A 14,308-nucleotide genomic window follows, 5' to 3' on the forward strand; every position below is an offset into this window, starting at 1 on the left:
GTCATCCCATCAGTCGTGGCCAGATGTGCACGGCGATGCCGATGACGGCGCCCTGCACCACGGTGTAGTACCAGATCAGCGCCGTGTTATCGAGCGAGCCGCGGCTGTGCGGCGTCAGGTGCCGGCACGCCGAGCGGGCAATCACGTACCCGCCCGTAATCAGGCACAGCAGCACGTGCAGCCCCTGGTACGCAAGCATTGCCGACACCGCCGCGCTCCAGGCATGGCTGGTCGGGCTCAGCCCGCTATTCAGTTGGCCGGCCAGTTCCAGGCCGAAGCCTGCCGCCATCGCGACCGTCGCCGCGCCGAACAGCCAGCGCAACGCGCCCTGCCGTACCGCCAGCGGGCGCCGCCGGGCCAGCGCGGCCAGCAGCCCGCCGCCCGCCATCAGCGCGAACGACAGCGCGGCCAGCCAAGGCGCCGGCAGCCGGGCGCCGGGCGGCGGGCAGACGTCGAGACGCATCGATACGTGCACATACGCGAACAGGAAGGACAGGAACACGCCGGCATCGACGATCAGCATGATGATGGTGGCCCACCACGAATGGCTTGCGGTACCGGTGGCGCCGACCGGCAGTACGACGTCGTTGCCGGCCCTGTCGCTGCCGATCTTCGCTTCGCGGCATGGCGCCGGGCGATCCTGCTCCCACAGCCATGCCAGCAGCGTGGCGATGGCAACGACGCCGCAGATCCACGCCACCATCGTCTGCTTCGCCGTCAGCAGCAGGAAGAAGCCGGCCGTGCCGGCCGCTGACAGGAATGGCAGCCAGCTGTCCGTCGGCAGCACCAGCAGGTAGCGCAGCCGCGCGCCGACCGGCGTGGTGACGATCGTTTCGCGCTTGCCGGTCACGGTGCCGGGCAGCCAGTGCCGGCCCTGCTCCACCTCGCGCGCCAGGTCCGGACTGCTCCACAGCGGATCGGCCGAATCCACCTGCGGAATGCTGCGGGTTGCGTACGATTCGGACGGCAGCCATTCCAGCGTGCCGGCGTTCCACGGATTGCCGGGGTCCTTTTCGGGTTTCAGCAACGCACGCACCATGCCGCCGAAGAACAGCAGCACGCCGGCGGCGAACACGAATGCCCCCACGGTCGACAGCATGTTCAGCAGTTCCCAGCCCAGCCCCGACGGGTAGGTGTAGACGCGCCGCGGCATGCCCAGCAAGCCGGTGATGTGCATCGGGAAGAATGCCAGGTTGAAGCCGCCGAACATCAGGCCGAACGACCAGCGCGCCACAGGCGCCGGCACCGCGTGGCCGTTGACCAGCGGCAGCCAGTAGCACAGCGCGGCAAACAGCGGGAACACCATGCCGCCAATGAGTACGTAATGGAAGTGGGCGACGATGAAGTAACTGTCGTGCACCTGCCAGTCGTAGGGCACGACGGCGACCATCACGCCGGTCAGTCCGCCCAGCACGAAGATGAACAGGAAGCCCAGGATGAACAAGGCCGGCGGCGACATGGCCAGCCGGCCGCGCCGCGCGGTGCCGTTCCACAGCGTGCCGATCCAGGCAAACAGCTGGATCGCTGTGGGCACCGCCACCGCCATGCTGGCCGCCGACGCGAAGCCGGCCTCGAGGTGCCCGAGCCCGGTGGTGAACATGTGGTGGGCCCACAGGCCGAAGCTGAAGAAGCCCACGCCCACCAGCGCCACGATGACGGCGCGCCGCCCGACCAGCGCGGTACCGGCGATCGTCGGGATCATTGTCGACACCATGCCGGCCGCCGGCAGGAAGATGATGTACACCTCCGGGTGGCCGAAGAACCAGAACAGGTGCTGCCACAGGATCGGGTCGCCGCCACGCTCGGCGATGAAGAACGGCCAGTCCCATGCCCGCTCCAGCTCCAGCAGCGCGGTGCAGGCGATCACGGCCGGGAAGGCGAACACGATCATCACGCCCACCACCAGCATCGCCCAGGCATAGACGGGCATGCGCTGCAAAGTCATGCCGGGCGCGCGGGTGAACAGGATGCCGATGATCAGCTCGATGGCGCCGGCAATCGCCGAGATCTCGATGAAGCCGATGCCCAGCAGCCAGAAGTCGGCGTTCAGGCCGGGAGAATAGGCCTTGCCGGTGAGCGGCGGGTACATGAACCAGCCGCCATCCGGCGCCAGGCCGACGAACAGCGTGCAGAAGAAGCCCAGCCCGCCGAACGCGTAGGCCCAGAAGGCATACGCCGACAGCCGGGGGAACGGCAGGTCGCGCGCGCCCAGCATCCCCGGCAGCAGGTAGACGGCAATGGCCTCCACCACCGGAATCGCGAACAGGAACATCATCACGGTACCGTGCATGGTAAAGATCTGGTTGTAGGTACCAGGCCCGAACAGGTCGTTTTCCGGTACCGCCAGCTGCATGCGGATCAGCAGGCCCAGCACCCCTGCCAGCAGGAAGAACAGCAGCGAAGTGCCGATGTACAGCAGGCCGATGACGGTGTTGTTGACGGAACTGAGCAGGCGCCAGCCGCGCGGCGTGCGCCAGATTTCCTCGAGGCGTTCGAGCTCCTCCGGCGGGCGTGGCAGCGGGTTCGGCAACATGTCCGGTCGCTTGTCCTGGCTCATTTCAGCGACTCCAGCCAGGCCGCCAGCGCGCGCAGTTCGGCACCTTCGAGGCCGCTGGCGGCGGGCATCCTTACGCCCGGCTTGAGCGACTGCGGGTCGGCGATCCAGCCGGCCAGCGTGCCCTGGTGAACGGGCAGCGTGCCCGCCGCCAGGTACAGGCGGCTGCCGACGTGGGTCAGGTCAGGCCCCGCGCTGGCATCCCGCCCGGCTTCGCCGGCGCCTTCGGTCACGCCGCGCACGACGTGGCAGGCGGCGCAGCGCCGTTCCAGGAACGCCTGCCGGCCGCGTGCCAGTTGCGCGCTGGCCGGGGCCGCGGCCGGCCGCGCCTGGCCCGCCAGCCAGGCGTCGAATTCGCCCTGCGGCTGTGCCACCACATGCAGCGCCATTTTCGCGTGCTGCGTGCCGCAGAACTCGGCGCACTGGCCGCGCCAGGTACCGGGCCGGTCCGCGCGCAGCGTCAGGCCATGCACGCGGCCGGGCACCATGTCGACCTTGCCGGCCAGCGCCGGTACCCAGAACGAGTGGATCACATCGCTGGTGGTCAGCGCCAGGTAGACCGGGCGGCCGGCCGGAATGCGTATTTCGTTGGCCAGCACGACGTCGCGTCCCGTCGCCGGATCGATGTAGCGCACTTCCCACCACCACATCTTCGCGGTGACCGCCACGCGCAGCGGCGTCAGCGAGGAAGGCCGCGACAGGCTTGCCGTGCTGGCCAGGCTCCATGCCAGCAGCGCCGTCAGCACGACCAGCGGCAACAGCAGGCCGCCGCCGATGATCCACGCGCGTGAACCCACCGTACCGCGGGCGCGCAGCGCGCGCACCACCAGGTACATCACACCGGCCAGTATCACAAAGGCGCCCACCGTCATCGTCCAGCCCAGCTGGTCGATCAGCGCCGCATCCGGGCCGGCCGGATCGAGCGCCGACTGTTGTGGCGCCCGCGCAGCACGCACGGCCATCGGCGGCACCGCCAGCGAAGCCGCCGTGGTCCGGGCCGCTGTTACCTGGGCCGCCGTCATCGAAGGGTATACAGGTAGGCCGCCATGTGGCGCGCATCCTCGGGCGATACGCCCAGGTTCGGCATCAGCGTGCCGGGCTTGACGCCGGGCGGATCGACGATCCACCGCACCAGCGGTTCGGGCATGTTCGGCAGGCGTCCGGCCACGTAGCTCTGGCGGCCAAAGGTATCGAGCGGCGGACCGGCCGTGCTGCGGGCCGCCTCCACGCCGGGAATCGAATGGCAGGCACCGCACTGGAACTGCATCAGCAGCGCCTTGCCGCGTGCCGCGTCGCCGCCGGCCACGCGCTGGATGCGCGGCGCGTCGTCACCGCAGCCGGCCAGCGAGCCAGCCATCGCGGCGGCCAGCAAGGCGGCGGTGATCGGGCATCGTAGTGTTTCGCGCACGTACTGTTCCTGCAGAAAACGGAAGAATCCATATAATAAAACAAACACATCATGGATTTTTTTCAACGGTGCGCACCCCTGCATGGCTTCCAACCGACTCCGACTGATCGTCAAGACCGCCCTCGCGACCACGCTTTCACTGGCCGCCGCCGCCGCCCTTGGCGGCTGGATCGTGCTGGAGGCCGGCTGGTACAACGTGGCCGCCACGCAGCAGCATTTCCAGCCGGTGTATTCAGTGCTGGAGAAAGGCATGCGCGAATCGGTGCGCTTCCATTCCCGCAACGTGACCGCGCCGCCGCTCGCGGACCAGGCGCGCGTGGTGCGCGGCGCGCACCTGTACCACCAGCATTGCGTCCAATGCCACGGCGCCCCTGGCGTTGCCCAGACGCCGGTCGGCAAGAGCATGCAGCCGATACCGGGTCCGCTGGTCGACGCGGTGCGGCGCTGGCAGCCGCGCGAACTGTACTGGATCACGCGGCACGGCATCCGCATGGCCGGCATGCCGGCCTGGGAGTATCACCTGCGTGACGAGCAGCTGTGGGACCTGGTGGCCTTCCTGCAGCGCTTCCCGGCGCAGACGCGCGGCAGCTACCGCGCGCTGGTCGAGGCCACCGCCCCGCCCGCCGCCGCCGGCCAGTCGGATGCCGCCGCCGTGCCGGCATATCCCGACGCGAAGCGCGGCCGCATGGCGCTCACCCAGTATGCCTGCCAGGCCTGCCACGCGATCCCCGGCGTGACCGGTCCGGACACCTTCGTCGGTCCCCCGCTGGCCGGCCTGTCGCAGCGCAAGTACGTGGCCGGCGTGCTGCCCAACACCGCCGACAACCTGGCGCGCTGGATCCGGGTGCCGCACGAAATCGACCCGCACACCACCATGCCCACGCTCGGCGTGACCGAACGCGATGCGCGCGACATGGCTGCCTACCTGCTCAGCCGGGATTAGCGAGAAGGCTCACCAACAAGAAGGAGCAAGGCTTGGAACGACACCAGGAACCCGATTCAGGCAAACCCGCGGAACGCCGCTTCACCCGCCGCGTGGCACTCGTCAACGGCATCACGATACTGACGATCCTCGCCCTGGCCGGCGCATGGTTTGCCCGTGACGCCCTGCTGCTGGTATTTGCCTGCATCCTGTTCGCCATCCTGCTCTACGAGCTGGCTGGCATCGTGCACCGCCGGCTGCACATCGGCCGCAATGCCGCGCTGGCGGTGGTGGTGCTGGCCCTGCTGCTGGTGTTCGGCATCGGCGGCTACCTGATGGCGCCGCAGATCGGCGAGCAGGCCGACAAGCTCGGCGCCGCCGTGCCCGAGGCGCTGCAGCGCTTCCGCGCCGCGATGGAAGCGCAGCCGCTGCTGAAGCGCCTGATGGCCAGCGTACCGTCGCCGGAACAGATGCAGAAGCAGCTGGGGCAGCTGGTACCCAACGCCGGGCTGTTCTTTTCCGGCCTGCTGGGCGCGGTCGGCAATGCCGTCATCATCCTGTTCGTGGGCATCTATTTCGCGGCCCAGCCGCACATCTATATCAACGGGCTGGTCACGCTGGTACCGCCGCGCAAGCGCGAGCGGGCGCGCGAAGTGATGGATGAACTGGGCCTCACGCTGTCGCGCTGGCTGCTGGGCAAGGCCGCATCGATGCTGGTGGTGACGATCCTGTCGGCCACCGGCCTGGCACTGCTGGATGTGCCGCTGGCCCTGATCCTCGGACTGATCGCCGGCCTGCTCGATTTCATTCCCTACCTGGGGCCGCTGATGGCCGGCGTGCCGGCCATGCTGATCGCCTTCTCCGACAGCCCGCAGCAGGCGCTGTACGTGGTGCTGCTGTTCGGCGCCATCCAGCTGGCCGAAGGCTACCTGCTGTCGCCGCTGATCGAAAAGCGCACGGTATCGCTGCCGCCGGCGCTGACGATCGTCATGCAGCTGCTGTTCGGCGCGCTGTTCGGCATGGCCGGCGTGGCATTGGCCACGCCGCTGGCCGCCGTGCTGGCGGTGCTGGTGACGATGCTGTACGTGCAGGACGTGCTGAAGGACCCGGTACGCACGCCTTCACAGAAGCACGACGACTAGCCACGGCAAAACCGGGGACGTACCCCTGTTTAAAGGAAATTTCCTTTAAACAGGGGTACGTCCCCGGTTTGTCTGGGCGGCAATCAGCTGGTCAGCTGCTTCTGCGTCTGGTACAGCCGCGCGTAGGCGCCGCCCTGCGCCAGCAGCGCTTCGTGCGTGCCGGTTTCGGCGATCGTGCCGGCATGCATGACGACGATCCGGTCGGCGTTCTCGATGGTCGACAGCCGATGTGCGATGACGACGGTGGTGCGGCCTTCCATCAGCCGCTCCAGCGCCGCCTGTACCTGGCGTTCCGATTCCGTGTCGAGCGCGCTGGTGGCTTCGTCCAGGATCAGGATCGGCGCGTCCTTGTACAGCGCGCGGGCGATGGCCAGGCGTTGCCGCTGGCCGCCCGACAGGCGCAGGCCGTTCTCGCCTACCTCGGTGGCATAGCCCTGCGGCTGGCGCACGATGAACTCGTGCGCATACGCCGCCTGCGCGGCCGCCTCGATACGGGCCTGGTCCGGCGCCGGATCGCCGTAGGCGATGTTGGCGGCCAGCGTGTCGTTGAACAGCACCACGTCCTGGCTGACCAGCGCGATCTGCGCGCGCAGGTCGGCCAGCCGGTAATCGCGCAGGTCGACGCCGTCGAGCAGGATGCGCCCGGCGCTGACGTCGTAGAAACGCGGCAGCAGGCTGGCCAGCGTGGTCTTGCCGCTGCCGGAACCGCCCACCAGCGCGACGGTCTCGCCAGCCGGGATGTCCAGCGACACGCCGGACAGTGCCGGCGCGCCATCCGCATCGGCGGCGCCGTAGCGGAAGCTGACCGACGCCAGTTCGATGCGGCCGGCGGCGCGCGCCACGGTGCGCGTGCCGTCGTCCATCTCGACCGGCGCGTCGATCACGCCGAACACGGATTTCGCCGCCGCCAGGCCGCGCTGCAGCGGTTCGTTGATCTTGGTGAGGTTCTTGATCGGCGACTGCATCGCCAGCAGCGCCACCATGAACGTCACGAAGTCGCCCGCCGTCAGCGCATTGGCCTGCGCGCGCAGCAGGGCAAAATAGATCACGGCCGACAGCATGGCGCCGATCAGCATCATGATGATGCCCGAGTTCATGCCCGCCGTGGCCGCCTGCTTCACGGCCAGCCGGCGGTTCAGCTTGACGACTTCGTCGAAGCGGCGCTGCTCGTACTGCTGGCCACCGAAGATTTTCACGACGCGCTGGCCGCCGATGCTCTCGTCGAGCACGCGTGTCAGCTCGCCCATCGCATGCTGCCCCCTTTCGGAAAGACGGCGCATCCGCCGCCCCGCGAACGTCACCACGGCCGCCACCAGCGGCAGCAGGGTCAGGCAGAACACGGCCAGTTGCCAGTCGTACACGAGCATCGTCACGAGGTAGCCGATGGCGAGAACGGAATCGCGTACCGCCACGTTGAGCACGTTCAGCCCCGCCTGCGACACCTGGTTCGCATCGAAGGTCACGCGCGACAGCGTGGTGCCGGTCGACGACTGGTCGAAATATCCGTTCGGCAGGCGCAGGATGCGGGCGAACATCTTCTCGCGCAGGTCGGCCTGCACCTGGTTGCTGAGCCATGCGGCACCGTAATCGCCGGCAAAGCTGCTGACCATGCGCAGGATGGCAAGCGCCATGATGATCGCGGGGATCGTCCACAGCGCTGCCTGCCCCGCGCTGACCGGCAGCACCTGGCTGATCCAGCCTTTCACGACCGAGGCCACGCCGCCGCCCGCCCCGGCACCCTGCACGACACCCGGCGCGCCGAAGGCGTCGATCACGTTCTGCAACTGCCCGATCAGCAGCACGTCGGTCAGCGAAGCGATGCCCACCGCGAGCAGGGTGACGACCAGCACGCCAGTGTAGGGACGGAATTGCAGCAGCAGGCGGGAATACAGTTGACGACTCGACACGTGGCGGCAGGGCGAAAGATAAAGGCAGCATTGTACCCTCGTTCGATGCCCCGATGAAATTCCGCAAAGGCAGCCCGACGCAGTAACATTATTTACATCTTTTTACAACGCATAGACGGATCGACAAGTCAACCGTGCACGGACTCGGTCATGCTCGTGCAGGACTACCCCGCCGAAAGCCGCATGAACGCTGGCTCTCCGCCGACGCATCGAACAGTGCGTTGCATTTTCGATACGAATCAAAAAAACATCTCGAATTGTAAGCAGCTGCCGCTGAACTCGGCAGTTCATCGCCTTATACTCGAATTGCAATTTGCAAAACATTTTGCTTCCTCTTCCACAAGTCAATGAAAGTGAATCAATGAAAACCTTCCTCACTCTCTTTGCATCAGCGGCGCTGACACTATCGGCAGCTGCGCATGCGGAAACGCCGCCCACCTCTCTTACCCAAGGGTTCGACGATATCGCCGCCCCGGGCGGCTGGGTGCTGGACGCCGGCACCACCGGCTGGTTCCAGGGCAACGCGCAATACGGCTCCCAATCGGGCGCCGCGGGTTCTTATATCGCCGCCAGCTACAACAGTGCCGATCTTGACACCGGCCTGATCGACAGCTGGCTGATCTCGCCGGAGTTTACGTACAGCGGCGCAACGCGCCTGACGTTCTACACCCGCGACAGCGCCGAGGAAGGCTGGGACGACAGTCTCGAGGTCCTGTTCAGTGCCGGCAGCGGCACGGCGACCGGCGGTTTCACCACCTCGCTCTTTTCTATCAGCGGTGAAGCCTATCCCGATGGCTGGACCCGTTATACCTATGATTTCACCGGCGCCGGCACCGGCCGCATCGGCTTCCACTACACCGGCGACCACGATAACGCCAGCTATATCGGCATCGACAGCGTGGCGATCGCCGCCGTGCCGGAACCGTCGACCTGGATGATGCTCGGCCTGGGCCTGGGCGCCGTCGGCTTCGCCGCGCGCCGCAGCCGCCGCGCCGCGGCCGGGGCCGGCCTGGCACTGGCCGCGCTCGGCATCTCGCAGGGCGCGATGGCCCACGATGTCGCGAAAGACCAGGGCCTGGTCGTGGTGCGCGACGCGGAAACAGGTGCGCTGCGCGCGCCCACCGCGGCAGAATACCGGGCGCTGGTGCCTTCGGCGGCGGCGGCGCACGAGCGCAAGCACGCGCGCGGCATCGTCACGGAACCGCAGGTGCAGGTCACGAAGAACGGCGCACGCAAGATCAACGTGGAACACAAGGCCGTGTACTCGGTCATCACGAAAAATGCCGACGGCAGCATCACCGAAGCATGCGTCACCGGCGCGGAAGCCGCCGATGCACTGGTCAACAACACGCGCACCGCGCAAGCCAAGGGACACCGCCATGAAGCGCAATAAGTTCATCGTGAAGCACATCGCCGCCGCCCTCGCCGTCACGTTCGGCACCATCGCCGCCGCGCAGGCCGCCGATATCGTCATCGTCAATGCCAACGGCCCCGGCGTGGGCTTCAACGACATGACGCCGGTCGCGCCGGTCGGCGGCAACGCCGGCACGACGCTGGGCGAACAGCGCCTGATCGCCTTCACCTACGCGGCCAACCTGTGGGGCGCCAAGCTGGAAAGCTCGGTGCCGATCCGCATCCAGGCAAGCTTCGAACCGTTGACCTGCACGGCGAACAGCGCCGTGCTGGGCTCGGCCGGCACGCTCGAAGTGTTCGACAACTTCGAGAACGCGCCGAAAAAGGACACGTGGTATCCCACGGCACTGGCCAACAAGCTGTCCGGCGAAGACCAGAGCCCGACCGTTCCCGACATCCGTGCCCGCTTCAATTCGCGCCTCGGCCTGTTCGCCAACTGCATGCCCGACTCGGGGTTCTACCTGGGCCTGGACGGCAACCAGGGCACGGCAACCGATTTCGTGACCGTGCTGCTGCATGAAATGGGCCATGGCCTGGGCTTCCAGAGCTTCACCGACGAGGAAAGCGGCGAATACCTGGCGGGCACCCCGGCGATATGGGACCATTTCATGACCGATAACCGCACCAACCGGAAGTGGACCGAGCTCTCCGAGGAAGAGCGCGTTGCCAACGCGATCAGCGGCGACGGCCTGTCGTGGGATGGTCCGAACGTGAATGCCGCGGCGCCGGACGTGCTGGGCGCACGCGGCGTGGTCGCGATCGCCGGCCCTGCCGCCGGCAACGCGGCCGGCCCGAAAGCGTTCGGCGAAGCCAGCTTCGGCCCAAGCATCACCGAAGCCAACGTGACCGGCCAGATCATGCCGGTCGTGGAAGACCGCGCCGCCAACACCGGCTTCGCCTGCGAGCCGCTGTCGACAGCCAATGCCAGGGCCGTCAAGGGCAACGTCGCGCTGGTCGATCGGGGCACCTGTACCTTCGCCGTCAAGGCTGCCATCGTGCAGGCCGCCGGCGCGACCGCGATGATCGTGGCCGACAACGCGCCCGGCGACCCGGCGGGCATGAGCGGCAGCGACCCGAGCATCACGATACCGTCCGTGCGCATCTCTCAGGCAGATGGACTGGCGCTGAAGGCCGCCCTGGCGGCGCGCAGCCGCACCGCGTCCGGCGTGGTCGCCACCCTCGGCAGCGACCCGACCCGTCTGGCCGGCACCGACGACCAGAAGCGCATCCTGATGTACACCCCGACCGTGTTCGAGCCGGGTTCCTCGGTGTCGCACTACACCACGTCCGCGTCGCCGAACCAGTTGATGGAGCCGTCGATCAACAGCGACCTGACGCATGAACTGGTGCCGCCGAAGGACCTGACGCTGCCACTGCTGAAGGATATCGGCTGGTAAGAACGCAGGCTGGCTGGACAAAGGCCGGGCTGTGCCCGGCCTTTTTCATGTACGGCTCGCGATCACGTCCGGCTCACTCGGCCTGCGGCACTTTCCCCAGTGCCTGCCGCAGCACGCCATGCGCGATCGCCACCTCGGGCGCATCGTGCAGCAGCGCCAGGTAGCGCCTGCGGAAATCCTCGTCGATCGGCGGGCGCGGCCCGACCAGGCCTTCGAACGCCAGGCGGTATTGGGCCGCCTCACCTGGCTCGATGACTTCTTCTTCGTCGAGCCGCTCATCCAGCTCCGCCATCAGGCCGGACAGTTTCAGCAACCACGCGAAGTGCGGATGGTTGGTCACCAGCTGCAGGTGCTCCAGCACGCCGCCGACGGCGCCGAAGTACTGGGTTTCGACGTCCAGCATGGCCTTGTGCAGTCCGCGGGCAGCGCGGGCCAGGCCGCGCAGGTCCGCGCGCAGCGATTCGTCGGTCATGGAAATTCCCTTCGTGGTGTGCTCGAAGCGGCCATCATAGCCGGTCGGCAATGACCCTGCAGGAAACCGGGCCCTGCGGCAGCGGCCCGCGCATGCCGGTGCCCTGCCGCGGGCGCCGCCGCATCACCCCGCCGGCAACAGGTTCGCGCAGGGCCCGCCGGCCTGCCAGCAGCGCAGGTTGTCGTACGTGATCGCGGCGATCTCGCGCAGCGCCTCGATGGTGAAGAATCCCTGGTGTCCGGTCACCAGCACGTTCGGGAACGTGGTCAGCCGGCCGAACACGTCGTCGGCGATGATGTCGGACGAATGATCGCGGAAGAACAGCGCGCTTTCCTGCTCGTACACGTCGATCGCCAGCGCGCCCAGCCGGCGCGACTTCAGCGCTTCGATGACGGCGGCCGTGTCCACCAGCGCGCCGCGCGAAGTATTGACGAGCATGGCGCCCTCCTTCATGCGCCCCAGCGTCGCGTGGCCGATCAGGTGGCGCGTGGCCTCCGTCAGCGGGCAGTGCAGCGACACGATGTCCGATTCGGCCAGCAGGTCGTCCAGCGGCACCATGCTGCCCAGCTCCGAGAAGGCGGGCGCCGGATACGGATCGTGGCCCAGTACCCGGCAACCGAAGCCGCGCAGGATGCGCGCCGTCGCCAGGCCGATCTTGCCGGTGCCGACGATGCCGGCCGTCTTGCCGTGGAGTGTGAAGCCGAGCAGGCCATCGAGCGCGAAATTGCCTTCGCGAACCCGGTTGAACGCCCGGTGCGTGCGGCGGTTCAGCGTGAGGATCATCGCCAGCGCGTGCTCCGCCACCGCTTCGGGCGAGTAGGCCGGCACCCGGGCGGCAAACATGCCCAGCCGCGCCAGCGCCGCCAGGTCCACGTTGTTGAAGCCGGCGCAGCGCAGCAGGACCGCGCGCACGCCGAGCGCGTGCAGGCGTTCCAGCACGGCGGCGTCGAGGATGTCGTTGACGAATACGCAAACGGCATCGCATCCCTGCGCCAGCACGGCCGTGCCGGTGTCGAGCGCGGTGTCGTGGTAGCCGATCGTCACGCCCGCCGGGCGCGCTTCCTCGAAGAAACGGCGATCGTAAGGCTGGGCACTGAACATCGCCAGCCGGATGGTGTTCGGATCGGTCATCGTGCGCTTCCTCGCCGGTGAGCGGCGTGCGCCGCGATGGCGCCAGTATCGTCCAGATGCGTGCCCGATGCCAGTGCGCATTGCGCCACCCGCCCCGCCGGCGCGCCGGGGTCAGGACGACGCCATCACCGCTGCGCGTACCAAAGCGCGAACTGCGCCGGTTCCAGGGCCTGCGCATACAGCCAGCCCTGCGCCTCGTCGCAGCCGGCAGCACGCACCAGCGCGGCCGCCTGCGCCGTTTCGACGCCTTCGGCCACGACCCGGTACCCCAGATCGTGCGACAGCGACACCATGGCCCCCACCAGTGCGCGCTTGCGCTCGTCGGCCTCGATGCCGCGCACGAAGCCCTGGTCGATCTTCACGACGTGGGCGGGAATGCTCTGCAGGTAAGCCAGGCTGCTGTAGCCGGTACCGAAGTCGTCGATCGCGATGCGCACGCCGGCCGCATGCAGCGCGGCAAGCGTCCGCTCTGCCGCGGCCTGGTTGCCCATGGCCGCGCTTTCCGTGATCTCCAGTTCCAGCCGTTCGGGCGCCACGCCATGCGCCTGCAGCCGCGCCACGATGGACAGCGCGAAATCCGCTTCCAGCAGGTTTGGCGCGGCGACGTTGACGGACAAGGTCAAGGCGATATTGTCGTCCTGCCAGGCGCGCAGCTGCCGCAGTGCGGCATCGACCACCCACGCGGTGGCCGGGCGGGCCATCGATGTCTGCTCCACGATCGGCATGAACTCGCCTGGCGACACACCGCCCAGCTCGGGGTGGCACCAGCGCAGCAGTGCCTCGGCGCCGACGCAGGCGCCGGTGGCCAGGTCGATGCGCGGCTGGTAGACCAGCCGGAGCTGGTTTCCCGCCTCGAGCGCGTTGCCGAATTCGGTCAACAGTGTGAACCGCCTCTGGTAGGCGGCATCCTGGGCGGACGAATACACCGCCACCGTCGCCCCGGCGGCATAGGCGTCGTGCACGGCGCCCTGCGCGATGCGCAGCACGTCCAGCGCATCGGCACGTCCGACCGTGAACGGGGCGATGCCGACCGCGGGCGTCGTCACGAAGCGCGACGTCGACCAGGCGCCGCGGCCCTGGACCCAGCGCTCGATCCGCACGCGGCAGTCGCCGATCGACAACTCGGGCGCCATCACGACGATGAACTGGGTGGCCGCGACGTGATACATCCTTGCCGCCGCGCCGAACTCGGCCCGGAACGAACGCACGGCCTCGGTGACCAGGCCATCGACGTAGTGAGAACCCATCACGCGCGCCGCGTCGGCCAGCTGTTCGGGGCTGGCCAGGTGCACCAGCATGGCCAGCCGCGCTTCGCCGGCCGGACGGTCCTTCGCCAGGTCGCCCATGTCGTCGATGTACTGGTTGCGGTTCGGCAGGCCGCTGATCGGGTCGATGCGGCCCAGCGCATGCTGCAGCTCGATCTGCGACATCACCATCGCCGCCAGGTCCGTGAGCACATCGCGCTCGGCCGCCGTGATCTGGCGCGGCACCGTGCCCAGCACGCACATCGCGCCGAGCGCATGGCCGTCGCGCGTCGTCAACGGCGCGCCGGCGTAGAAACGCACGCCGTTGCGGGCCAGGTGGCTGTCGCGGAAGTACGGGTCGTCGAGCAGGTCGGGAATGACGAGGAAGCCGTCCGTGTCGGCCACCGTGGCGCACGGCGCCTGCAGCCGCGGGATCGTCCAGTGCCCGATGCCCACCCGCGACTTGAACCACTGGCGGTCGGTATCGGTCAGCGACACGGCGGCGATGGGCAGGCCGAACACCTGCGCGGCCATGCGGGTGATGCGGTCGAACGCCTCGGATGGGGGCGTGTCGAGCAGGTCGAGTTTGCGCAGCGCGTCCAGGCGCGCCGCTTCGGCATGGCAGATCATAGTGTCGGGTCGGGACCGGGCGCCCGAGTGGGGTGTGGACTGGCGATGCGTGGATTGGGCACCAGGGACGCCCATGCAGGAATTCTAA

Annotated in this window: 11 protein-coding genes; 4 read left to right on the forward strand and 7 right to left on the reverse strand. The window is 68.1% G+C overall.

From position 1 onward, the window contains the following. Position 1: 1 nt before the first annotated feature. From ACY34H_RS02170 to ACY34H_RS02180, 3 genes are read right to left on the reverse strand one after another with little or no spacing between them, the layout of a single operon-like run. The gene (locus tag ACY34H_RS02170) at positions 2-2,557 is read right to left on the reverse strand and encodes a cbb3-type cytochrome c oxidase subunit I (protein WP_464975837.1); all 2,556 of its coding nucleotides are present in this window, start codon (positions 2,555-2,557) and stop codon (positions 2-4) included. After that, positions 2,554-3,576 (reverse strand): cytochrome c oxidase subunit II, encoded by a 1,023-nt coding sequence (locus ACY34H_RS02175; RefSeq protein ID WP_464975838.1) that lies wholly within the window; start codon positions 3,574-3,576, stop codon positions 2,554-2,556. Before ACY34H_RS02175 ends, ACY34H_RS02170 begins: the two co-directional genes overlap by 4 nt. Continuing rightward, a complete protein-coding gene (locus tag ACY34H_RS02180) occupies positions 3,573-3,962 on the reverse strand; it encodes a c-type cytochrome (protein WP_464975839.1) in 390 nt (129 codons plus the stop codon). Before ACY34H_RS02180 ends, ACY34H_RS02175 begins: the two co-directional genes overlap by 4 nt. Before the next feature lie 82 nt (positions 3,963-4,044). On the opposite strand from ACY34H_RS02180, the gene ACY34H_RS02185 reads away from it, so the two are divergent. Further along, on the forward strand, positions 4,045-4,905 hold the full coding sequence (locus tag ACY34H_RS02185; protein ID WP_464975840.1) for a c-type cytochrome: 861 nt from the start codon (positions 4,045-4,047) through the stop codon (positions 4,903-4,905). Between the two features lie 32 nt (positions 4,906-4,937). Continuing rightward, complete coding sequence (locus ACY34H_RS02190; RefSeq protein WP_464975841.1) at positions 4,938-6,026, forward strand: AI-2E family transporter; 1,089 nt, start codon at positions 4,938-4,940, stop codon at positions 6,024-6,026. 83 nt (positions 6,027-6,109) lie between these two features. On the opposite strand, the gene msbA is transcribed toward ACY34H_RS02190, so the two are convergent. Next, a complete protein-coding gene (gene msbA / locus ACY34H_RS02195) occupies positions 6,110-7,933 on the reverse strand; it encodes a lipid A export permease/ATP-binding protein MsbA (RefSeq protein ID WP_464975842.1) in 1,824 nt (607 codons plus the stop codon). A 361-nt stretch (positions 7,934-8,294) separates the two neighbouring features. On the opposite strand from msbA, the gene ACY34H_RS02200 reads away from it, so the two are divergent. Both ACY34H_RS02200 and ACY34H_RS02205 read left to right on the forward strand, forming a co-directional pair. Beyond that, positions 8,295-9,326, forward strand: coding sequence for a choice-of-anchor J domain-containing protein (locus ACY34H_RS02200; protein WP_464975843.1), 1,032 nt, complete (start codon positions 8,295-8,297; stop codon positions 9,324-9,326). Further along, entirely contained in the window at positions 9,313-10,743 is a 1,431-nt protein-coding gene (locus ACY34H_RS02205; protein ID WP_464975844.1) for a PA domain-containing protein, read from the forward strand. The genes ACY34H_RS02200 and ACY34H_RS02205 overlap by 14 nt, the downstream gene beginning before the upstream one ends. 73 nt (positions 10,744-10,816) lie before the next feature. Here ACY34H_RS02205 and ACY34H_RS02210 read toward each other — a convergent pair whose 3' ends face one another. From ACY34H_RS02210 to ACY34H_RS02220, 3 genes are all read right to left on the reverse strand, one after another. Next, complete coding sequence (locus tag ACY34H_RS02210) at positions 10,817-11,215, reverse strand: hypothetical protein (RefSeq protein ID WP_464975845.1); 399 nt, start codon at positions 11,213-11,215, stop codon at positions 10,817-10,819. 123 nt (positions 11,216-11,338) lie between these two features. After that, positions 11,339-12,328 carry a 2-hydroxyacid dehydrogenase gene (locus tag ACY34H_RS02215; RefSeq protein WP_464976071.1) on the reverse strand — a complete coding sequence of 330 codons (990 nt, stop codon included), beginning with the start codon at positions 12,326-12,328 and terminating at the stop codon, positions 11,339-11,341. Between the two features lie 143 nt (positions 12,329-12,471). Beyond that, on the reverse strand, positions 12,472-14,220 hold the full coding sequence (locus ACY34H_RS02220; protein ID WP_464975846.1) for a putative bifunctional diguanylate cyclase/phosphodiesterase: 1,749 nt from the start codon (positions 14,218-14,220) through the stop codon (positions 12,472-12,474). Positions 14,221-14,308: the final 88 nt, after the last annotated feature.

This window comes from Pseudoduganella sp. jia 9 (genome assembly GCF_055502615.1).